At 58.7% G+C, this 8,883-nt stretch carries 9 protein-coding genes; 2 read left to right on the top strand and 7 right to left on the bottom strand.

The annotated features are described in order from the left end of the window. Window positions 1-744: an alpha/beta fold hydrolase gene (locus DT594_RS17430; RefSeq protein WP_149334259.1), complete on the bottom strand. Its 744-nt coding sequence runs from the start codon at window positions 742-744 to the stop codon at window positions 1-3. Window positions 745-827: 83 nt separating this feature from the next. Next, on the bottom strand, window positions 828-1,775 hold the full coding sequence (locus tag DT594_RS17425) for a homocysteine S-methyltransferase family protein (protein ID WP_149334257.1): 948 nt from the start codon (window positions 1,773-1,775) through the stop codon (window positions 828-830). Between the two features lie 198 nt (window positions 1,776-1,973). On the opposite strand from DT594_RS17425, the gene DT594_RS17420 reads away from it, so the two are divergent. Then, on the top strand, window positions 1,974-3,794 hold the full coding sequence (locus DT594_RS17420; protein WP_149334255.1) for a tetratricopeptide repeat protein: 1,821 nt from the start codon (window positions 1,974-1,976) through the stop codon (window positions 3,792-3,794). 78 nt (window positions 3,795-3,872) lie between these two features. Here DT594_RS17420 and DT594_RS17415 read toward each other — a convergent pair whose 3' ends face one another. Further along, window positions 3,873-5,000: an acyl-CoA dehydrogenase family protein gene (locus DT594_RS17415; RefSeq protein ID WP_149334253.1), complete on the bottom strand. Its 1,128-nt coding sequence runs from the start codon at window positions 4,998-5,000 to the stop codon at window positions 3,873-3,875. 194 nt (window positions 5,001-5,194) lie between these two features. Here DT594_RS17415 and DT594_RS17410 point away from each other — a divergent pair, with 194 nt between their 5' ends. Beyond that, a complete protein-coding gene (locus tag DT594_RS17410) occupies window positions 5,195-5,920 on the top strand; it encodes a winged helix-turn-helix transcriptional regulator (RefSeq protein WP_149334251.1) in 726 nt (241 codons plus the stop codon). Window positions 5,921-5,939: 19 nt separating this feature from the next. Here DT594_RS17410 and DT594_RS17405 read toward each other — a convergent pair whose 3' ends face one another. The 4 genes from DT594_RS17405 to DT594_RS17390 all read right to left on the bottom strand — a co-directional run bounded on the left by DT594_RS17405 (window position 5,940) and on the right by DT594_RS17390 (window position 8,559). Continuing rightward, complete coding sequence (locus DT594_RS17405; protein WP_149334249.1) at window positions 5,940-6,902, bottom strand: alpha/beta hydrolase; 963 nt, start codon at window positions 6,900-6,902, stop codon at window positions 5,940-5,942. Window positions 6,903-7,010: 108 nt separating this feature from the next. Continuing rightward, window positions 7,011-7,583 (bottom strand): DUF488 domain-containing protein, encoded by a 573-nt coding sequence (locus DT594_RS17400; RefSeq protein ID WP_149334247.1) that lies wholly within the window; start codon window positions 7,581-7,583, stop codon window positions 7,011-7,013. Continuing rightward, a complete protein-coding gene (locus tag DT594_RS17395; RefSeq protein WP_149334245.1) occupies window positions 7,580-7,792 on the bottom strand; it encodes a hypervirulence associated TUDOR domain-containing protein in 213 nt (70 codons plus the stop codon). The genes DT594_RS17400 and DT594_RS17395 overlap by 4 nt, the downstream gene beginning before the upstream one ends. Window positions 7,793-7,857: 65 nt before the next feature. After that, window positions 7,858-8,559, bottom strand: a complete 702-nt coding sequence (locus DT594_RS17390; protein WP_149334244.1) for a nitroreductase — start codon at window positions 8,557-8,559, stop codon at window positions 7,858-7,860. Window positions 8,560-8,883 lie beyond the last annotated feature (324 nt).

The following is an 8,883-nucleotide window of genomic DNA, read 5'->3' as shown; positions in this document are numbered from 1 at the left end:
TCAGTTGAAAACGTACGACGTTGTCTTGTCATGGAACACCTCAGCTATGGCGGTAAATTTACCACCCATTTCGGTGTCCGGGATTAGTAGACCACTACAACGCTCGCCGAGCAAATAGAGTATCGGCATCTTCAACGCGGCGAACGCTCCCACCGGCGTTGGCTCGGTGAGCAGGGCATGGGCCCAACGGCGCACGTTGACGGTTGAATCGGCAATCGCGCGTTGTCGTTGTGCTGGCGTTGCTTGCCAACTCCCCGGCCCCATCCAGTAATCAATAAAGTGCTCGGCGGCACGTTCGCGATCGCCTGCGTCCAGCGCCGCACTGGATGCGGCCACCGCGGCGCGAATGCCATCTGCGCCATTTGGTGGCGGGCTCTCGGCATCGACCAGGGTAAACAGGGTCGGCTCGTAGAGCACCAGTGCACTGATGCGATCCGGGTCGGCAAGGGCGGCCATCAGCGCAACCGCCGCGCCGTAGGAGTGCCCGATCAAAATGAGCGGCGTGCCCGCTCGCGCCAGCACCGGCTCGATAAATTCAACTTCGTCACGCAGGGCGATTTTACTCTCTGAACTCCAATCCGGGCTTTTGCCGGAACCGTAGGAGTCTGGCGCCAGTACGTGGTGGGTCGCTTCCAGCAGTTCAATCAGCCCACGCCATTGGGAGGAGGTGCTGGCGTTTGAATGAATGCAGACCACGCCGGGCCCGGATCCGGCTTCGCGTACGTAGGGTTGTAGGCTTGGCATATCGCACCCCGAACTAAAATCATCCTGTGCCTTCCCAACGGAAGGCGGCCGCCGAAGCGGCCGCGCTGCAAGTGCTGGCAGCCTCAAGCTTCGGTTACGCAGTGCTCACATATCTGTTCGATGTGGCGATGGTCGGTGCCACAACAGCCGCCCAGAACGGTGAGCCAGGGCAGCAGTTCGCGCAACTGCGCATACTCCCGACCCAGTTCAATCGGATCGCCCGCGTCCAGCTCGGTCGCATTGTCCAGTTGCGCATGGCTGCATTTGGACGCATTGGCCCGGATGCCACGGATGCGCTGCAGCCAGGACTCACCACCGGCGACGGCCTGAGTGAAATGGCTGGGGTGAGCGCAGTTGATCATGTAATAAACTGGCCCGTGGCCGGTGGCATTGTCAACGGTCTCGATGGCGGTTCGCAGGGTCTCCCCGGTCGGCAGGCGGCCATCGGTTTCCACCGTGAAAGACAGGCACAATGGCATCCTGGCAGCCTGGGCAGCACGGGTGATGCCAATGGCTTCTGGCAGGTTGGTGATGGTCATGGCGGTGATCATGTCCGCTTCGCTGTTGGCAAACGTGTTCACTTGCAGGCTGTGGAAAGCCTGGGCTTCTTCCTCGCCCATGATCTCGGCCGGGTTATAGCCGTCGCCGCGTGGCCCGATGCAACCGCTGATTACCACCGGCATGTCTGCACTTTGGCAGGTGGCACGTACTTCTTCGAGCAGAAAGATGGCGTCGGCATTGGCTTTAACCAGCGCCTGTTTCGAGTAACCCAGCTTCGCGCCCCAGTCAGCGCTGGCGCGCCAGGTTGGTGCCTCGAGGATAAAGCCGGTCTGGCCGGCGCGGGCGATCTCGGCATAGCGCTGGTAATAGCGACGCAACCGGTCACGGCCGTCCTTGTCCTTGAGCAGTGTGAAGGAGGCAAAGTGCGGTAAATCCACGCCGTCCTGGAAAATCAGGGTGGTTTCCAGGCCGCCATCGGTCAAAAAAAGCTGGTCATGCATTTGCGGTAATTTGCTGCGGTACTTGGTCATCTTCAATTCCCTTCGTAGTTTAATTGACTGAGAGCCCGGCTTTCGCGGAGCAGACCGCTTGCTCGTCGGGGGCCTCACTACTAAAGGCGTGAGAGATGCACTCACATTGTGAGGCGAGTAGACTCAATCGACCGGGCACACAATTCTCAGATCATGGGACTGAGTGGTTGGGTGCCACCTATCCGTAGGGGCACGCACATGGCTGCCAGGAACCCGACGCTTATCCTTATGCCCTGCACCACCAGCGGGGTCGCCGAAGAACAGATCTTCGCCCAGGGTTTTACCGACGATCTGCAGGTCGAGCTCGCGCGCTTTGGCTCGCTGGATCTGGTCTGTTGGCAACCCCCGGCTGCGCTGGAGACGCCCGCGCCAGAAACGCCGGTAGCGAACCAGAGCGGCAAGGCGTTTGTGCTGCGCACCGCATTGCGCCGTACCGACAGCAGCCTGCGCATCACCGCGGGCCTCAGCGAATCCCGTAGCGACCGCCACGTATGGAGCCAGCGCTACGAAGCGCCAGCGGCGGAGTTGTTTGCCATTGAAGACAATATAGTCGCTCAGACCGCCGTAGCTCTCGCCACCCGGCTTGAGGATGCGGTGCTGCTGGAGTCGCGCAGCAAAGCCATTGAGAATCTGGAAGCCTATGAGCTGTGGATACGCGGCAAATCGCTGCTGCTCAAAGGCACCGCCGAGGACGACGCGGCGGCACGCGTTCTGTTTGAACGGGCGATAGCGCTTGACCCGCACTTCGCCAGGGCCTATGGCGGGCTGGCGCTGTCCTGGTTCAATGAGTGGACCTGCCAGTTCTGGCACGCCTTCGACGCCAATGGCGAGAAAGCTTATAAATTTGCTCACCAGGCCCTGGCCCTGGATGACACCGACCCACTGCTGCACGTGGTGATCGCGCGCATACTTCTGCACCGGCGCGATTTCGACCAGGCCGCCTGGTACGTGGACCGTGCGCTGGCGCTGTCACCCAATCATCCCGACTGCCTGATTCAACTCGCGCTGTGCCACGCCCTGCTGGGTAACCACGACGCCAGCATCCGCTGTGCAGAACGCGCGTTTCGACTGCATCCTTTTCATCCGCAATGGTATTCCGCCTACGCCAGCGTGCCTTATCTGCTCGCCCGGCGTATTGATGAAGCCATCGAATTCGCGCGCAGTAGCCTGGACGTTCCGGTGGTCGATCTGCCAGCGGCGCTGGCGATTGGATACGTGCAGAAAGGCCAGATGGAAGAAGCCCGGCACTGGTACGGAAAGTTCGAAGCGCTGTTCCGCGCTAAAATCACCGGCGACCGGGAAGCACGCCCCGGCGAAGCAATTGACTGGCTGCTATCGGTCAACCCGTTGCGCCAGCCCGAAGACATCCGCTTTGTTCGCGAAGCCATGGCCCGCATCGATGCGTCGAAATCCTCTCCGGCCGCGCCTGTTGCAACTAACCCGGAGCCGGCCAAGGAGTCGGCAATGCTCCGCCAGGGCGCGGGATGGATGCTCAGCTATGCCGGACAAAGCGTACTGCTGCCGGATATGAAAGGCCTGCAGGACATCCGGGTATTGATCCGCAGTGCCGGCACCAGTATTCACTGTTTCGACCTTTCGGGCCATGTGAAAAATGCCGGTAAAAGCGACCAGGTACTGGATGACAAAGCCCGCAGTGGATACAAGGCACGCATCCGCGAACTGCAGGAGGAGCTGGCCGAAGCCGAGGACAGTAATGACCTCGGCCGCAGTGAACGGGCCCAAGCGGAACTGGATAGCCTGCTCGAAGCCCTGTCCGACGCGCTAGGCCTCGGCGGCCGCAGCCGGCGCCTGGGTTGCATGGCAGAGCGGGCCAGAACCACCGTTACCTGGCGCATTCGCTACGCCATCAAAAAAATCGAGACAGTGCATGCCCCACTCGGCCGGCATTTGCGCAAAGCGATCCGCACCGGGCTATTCTGCTGCTATGAACCCGAAACGCCGGTGAAATGGCGGCTGGCCGATAAAACCGACCCAGCCGAGGCAACGCTGGCGGGTTGAGGCCAGGCCGACGGTGCTGGCCTGTTCAGCACCGCCAGCCGGCATATTGAGGTCGTACCGCCTCACAGGTTGGCGCATTTATAAACAATGCTCCGTGACGTATTGCCCGGTAAATTCCACCTGCCGTCGTTCCGGCAACGGGTGAAAGTGCATTGCCCGGCTGTCGCGGATCAATCGCTCCATGACATGGCCTTTAAAGAATCCCGGCCCACCAATCAAAGTTGCTCCTAACTCGATCACCTGCTGCACCGCCTTGGTCGCCAATGTTTTGCGTACCAGAATGCTGTTGGTCAGGCCCTTGTCAGGCTGGAACTGGTAGTTGTCGCATAAGCGGATCATGTCCTTGAGTGCAATCTGGGCATTAGTGAGCGCGTTGGTCGCCTCGCCGACCAGGCCATCCTGGCCAGCGGTCTTCTTCGCCTGTTCGATGATCAGCCCGTAAGCTTGCTCTGCAAGTCCGGTATACGCGGCAACAATGATCGGCATGGCAATCGGCAAAATAGCATCCCAGACTGGGTGCCAGACGCCACGAGGCCGACGCGCGACTATCGCCGCATCGGGCACGAACACCTGGTCCAGTGTCACGTCATGGGAGCCGGTCGCGCGCATGCCGAGCGTGTTCCAGTTGTTACCTATGAGAATGCCCTCAGAGGCGAACGGTATCGAAAAGTGGATGATCTCAGGCCCCTGCTCGCCTTCAGTTACCGAACTGGTGACCAGCACGTTGGCAGCCGGTGCACCACTGACAAAATGCTTGGTGGCCGTGATTCGGTAACCGCCTTCGACCTTCTCGGCATGGCCGCTGGATTCAAGCCAGTCATTGGCACCGGTGCCGGCAATCACCAGTTCCTTTTCCGCAATACGACGCAGTGTTTGCTCAGCTTTGGCGTCGCCCCGTTTGTACTTGAACACGTTCAGGCATACCGGGTGTGAGTGCATCGCGTAGGCCAGCGCAGTGGAGCCACAGCCCCGGGCAATCAGCCGAGTGCTGTCGCAAACCTCTTCATGGCTGGCGCCACCACCACCCAGCTCCACCGGCACAGCAATGGAGAAAAAATGCGCTTCACGCAGGGCTTGGTAATGGGCAAATACGAATTCGCCGCTACGATCATATTCAGCCGCTGAATCGCCGAAACGCTCCGCCAGCGCGGTCGCAGTATCTCGCCAGCCGGCCAGATGCATGGTTTCCGTCTTGAGTTGTTCCATTTTCTGTCACCTATTCATCTTGTTGTGGTTTTTGCTGCTCTCAAACGCCACTATGGACGGCACACAGGGTGTATCTGAAGCCGCGTAGGCATTTGATGTGGTCAGTTTTTCACCAGCGACCAAGAGGAACTAGTACAATTTTTGTACCTCAAATATTGTTACTCCTCACATATATTTGAGGCGGGAGGTGATCGATGCAAAGTTACGGTCAGTTCTGCCCCGTCGCCAAAACGGCGGAAATTCTCGGCGAACGTTGGACGCCGTTGATCATCCGCGAGCTTCTTTGTCACCCGCAGAGCTTCAACGAGCTGCGCAATGGCGTAGCGCTGATCTCGCCAACGCTGCTGTCCAATCGCCTGAAAACGCTTGAGCACCGCGGTATCATACGGCGCGATTGTTCGGGAAAAGGTGTCATCTACTGCGTCACCGATGCTGGCGAGGAGTTGCGCAGCGTAATCACCGAAATGGGCGTATGGGGTCAGCGCTGGGCGCGCTCGAATTTAGCCTGGGGTGATCTGGACCCCACGCTTTTGATGTGGGATATCCATCGGCGATTGGATACAGAGCAGCTTCCCGCAGGGCGCACCGTCATGCGCTTCGAGTTCAACGACTGCCCACCTGCAACGCGCTTCTGGTGGTTGGTGGTGGATGGCGGCGAAGTCGACGTTTGCCTCAAGGATCCAGGCTATGACCTCGACCTTCTGGTCCACAGCTCGCTGAATATCATGACCGGCGTATGGATGGGTGACCGCTCCCTGCATGAGGCACTCAAATCACAGGCCATACGGCTGGCCGGCGATATCGCATTGAAAGAAAGCCTGCCGGACTGGTTTCTGTTGAACGTATTTTCGGACGTGAAGCCGGCTATCGATGCCGGCCGCCCTGGATCTGACGAGGACTCCGTTCGGGTTGGGCCTTAAACTGAATCTCGCCTGACCCTTAACGGGGATACGCTTCCACGAACTGACGCATCTCCCCCCATGCCCGCTTACTCTCATCGAGCCATGGTAATGCGAGCGGCCAGTCATGCTGCATGCCCTCACCCACCAGCATGCGAGACTCAGTGCCCTCCCGGCTAGCGGATTCATGGACGCGGCGAGCGTCATCGAGCAGGAGCTCGTCCTCACCCGCAAATAGCAAAAGCGGTGACAACTCTGAAAGGTCGGCAAAAACCGGAGAGAGGTAAGCCGAGTGAGCGTCCGCCTGGCCGACGTAGTAGTCTGCCCATACCTCGAGATGATTACGCGAGAACCACAGATCGCGCCCGTGATTGGCCTCGACCGAATCACCCGAGGTGGTCATGTCCGTCCAGGGTGACAACAGGATCGCGCCATCGGGCATCGCTAAACCGCGCTCGCGCAGCCTGATAAGTAGGCTCAGACCAAGCCCGCCTCCTGCAGAGTCGCCAGTGATAAAAATCGGTGCATGAGGCCGAAGTGCTCGCACGTGGCGAAAGGCCGCGTAGGCGTCGTCAAGCGCCGCAGGGTAAGGATGCTCAGGCGCCAGCCGATAGTCTGGGACGTAAACTTCGGCATCGAGACGATAGCTCAACCGTATTGTGCGTGTCCGGTAGGACGCAGGTGAACCCATAAAGAACGCACCGCCGTGAAGATGAAAGACGACGCGCTTTGGCGACTCGACGGCGCGAACAACTTCGATGCCAAGCGCGCCGACGCGCTGATCGTCAAACTCGACGTTGGGAAATTTCCCCTGAAGGGTATCTCGCGACACGCTACCAAAGCGCTCAAATCGGGCGCGCATTTTCTGCGGCGATGTGGTAGCGCCGAACAACATGCTCGTGACGAGCCCATAACCGCGTAGAGATAACCACTGTTTCAACGAGGTCATTGAGCGTCGAGGCGGGAGACCACCGTCGATCGGTCCGATCTTTTTCCCGGTCATGGCCACCTCCCGTCGCGCTTCGACTCAGGTGTTCAAGAATTCAACTCCACAGAGCCCAATGAATGGAGTATAGGCGCTACTTGGGGTTGCGAAGGCCGTCTTGGATATTCAGGCGCGGCCCCGCTCCTTGTCGTTCAAAACCTCACCCTTGGCTGAATCATAGGTCAACGTGCCTTTATAGAGACGAGCAGGCCCTGTAAACGGATGCTCAACAACACGCTTTTCATCCTGAATATGCATGACATTGACGCCCTCGACCATCAGTACATCTGACACCAGTGCCCGATGGCAGCGCCACCAGAGCACTTCAGCACACATCAACGTCGTTCTGTGCTCTGAAGCGAGCTTGTACAAGCGCTCCATCCCCTGGCCAAATTCCGCGCTTGCCAAATGATCGGCGTAGCCGCGAAACGACGTATTGTGCCACGCGGTGTTCAGCGAATCCGCCGCGGGACGTCGGCGCCCGCCCAGCTCCTTGATTAGCTGATACTGAATGCCCTGGCTTTCAAGACTTGCCTCCAGTGCCTTGCCACCAAACTGCGGCAGACGCCGGGAGCCAGGAAAGCGGCGGATATCGGCAACAGCCTCAATCTCGTAGTGCTTTAATACCGCTATAAACTCTTCGATCGAACGCGTGGAATGGCCGATGGTCCAGACTGTGTCAGGCGAAGTTGCACTCACTCTATCTTCCTGAGCGCATCTTCCTTGTGCATCGCAATATGATCGGTCTTGTCGCTCTGGATTTCATATTGCGGCTCGTCTTCACTGGCTCGGCGAGGGTGGCCTTTGTAAGTGGTGTCAGACGTATGCACCTTGATAATGGTGCCACTGACGCGCCCGGCTTCGGAATTCCAGCTGACGTGATCTTTGACTTTGAATTTATGAGCCATGTCGTTTCCTCCTTAGGTACCTGTTTTTGTGACAAGCACCTGGAGCGAAGGTTTACTGATGGCTTTTACTGACCGGCTTCTTTGAGCGGGTCATCGGCAAAACCCACAAAGGTCGCCACTTCATTAACAGGCCGACGCTTCGACACCACCGCGTTAGCCGGAAACTCCTCGTCCGGGTAACCCATGGCCACGCAGATCATGATCACCTGATCTTCGGGAATACCGGCATGCTCGCGCACTACGGGCGAATGCATGATGCCCTGGCTGTTAACCACACAGCCCAGACCGCGGGACCAGGCGGCATTGACCAGGCCGTTTACCAGCGCGCCGCAGTCGAACTGGGCGATATCGCCTTCCTGCAGAACCCGGTCATAGGTCACGACGATGGACACCGGCGCGTCGAACTGACGAAAGCCGCGCAAAATCCAGTCCTGGCGTTTGTCCTTGTCATCACGGGCAATGCCCATGGCCTTGAAGAGTTGCACCGCGATCTCTACCTGCCTGTCTCTATGCTCGCCTTCATAAGTACCAATACCCCGGCTTTCCTTGGAGGGCGGTACGCCGCCGAGCATGCGCTCGGTATTCTCGGCGCGAATACGGTCCAGCGGCTCCCCTGACAACACGTGCAGGTGCCACGGCTGGGTATTCATCGATGACGGCGCGCGCGTGGCCAGCTCAATCACTTCCTCCAGCACGCTACGCGGAACCGGCTTCTGCTGAAACGCGCGGATGCTGCGACGGCCCAGTACAACCTCTTCATATTTCAACCTGAATCTCCTCAAAAAAGTCTGGCTTGCAATGCAGCGCTCAGGGTCGCGCCGGCCTGAGCCAGACATTAGCATATCCGCGTCGGCGCTGAGGACCGCAAAGGAGCCGACACGCACTCACCTATCCCGCCACGAACTTCCTTGTAAGGCGTGCGCTTTACGAGCCATTATCCTCTGCGAATGAGAATACCTATCGTTCTTATAAAGAATTGGTATTATAATCCCGCCACAAACGCCATGGCACCTTTGCAGCAGAATAAAGCGAAGGGCCAAAACCACTGAATCACTAGGGACCTTAGGATGACTGAAAGTAAAACCGGGCTG

This window comes from Halopseudomonas laoshanensis, assembly GCF_008365385.1.
Lineage (GTDB): Bacteria > Pseudomonadota > Gammaproteobacteria > Pseudomonadales > Pseudomonadaceae > Halopseudomonas > Halopseudomonas laoshanensis.
The sequence above is the reverse complement of the archived record's forward strand: the minus strand, read 5'-3'. Positions and strand labels throughout refer to the sequence as shown.

What these genes read in the sequence shown, in the direction of transcription:
- DT594_RS17430 (WP_149334259.1), bottom strand. Translation starts at nt 744, where the DNA reads ATGCCAAGCCTACAACCCTACGTACGCGAAGCCGGATCCGGGCCCGGC.
- DT594_RS17425 (WP_149334257.1), bottom strand. Translation starts at nt 1,775, where the DNA reads ATGACCAAGTACCGCAGCAAATTACCGCAAATGCATGACCAGCTTTTT.
- DT594_RS17420 (WP_149334255.1), top strand. Translation starts at nt 1,974, where the DNA reads ATGGCTGCCAGGAACCCGACGCTTATCCTTATGCCCTGCACCACCAGC.
- DT594_RS17415 (WP_149334253.1), bottom strand. Translation starts at nt 5,000, where the DNA reads ATGGAACAACTCAAGACGGAAACCATGCATCTGGCCGGCTGGCGAGAT.
- DT594_RS17410 (WP_149334251.1), top strand. Translation starts at nt 5,195, where the DNA reads ATGCAAAGTTACGGTCAGTTCTGCCCCGTCGCCAAAACGGCGGAAATT.
- DT594_RS17405 (WP_149334249.1), bottom strand. Translation starts at nt 6,902, where the DNA reads ATGACCGGGAAAAAGATCGGACCGATCGACGGTGGTCTCCCGCCTCGA.
- DT594_RS17395 (WP_149334245.1), bottom strand. Translation starts at nt 7,792, where the DNA reads ATGGCTCATAAATTCAAAGTCAAAGATCACGTCAGCTGGAATTCCGAA.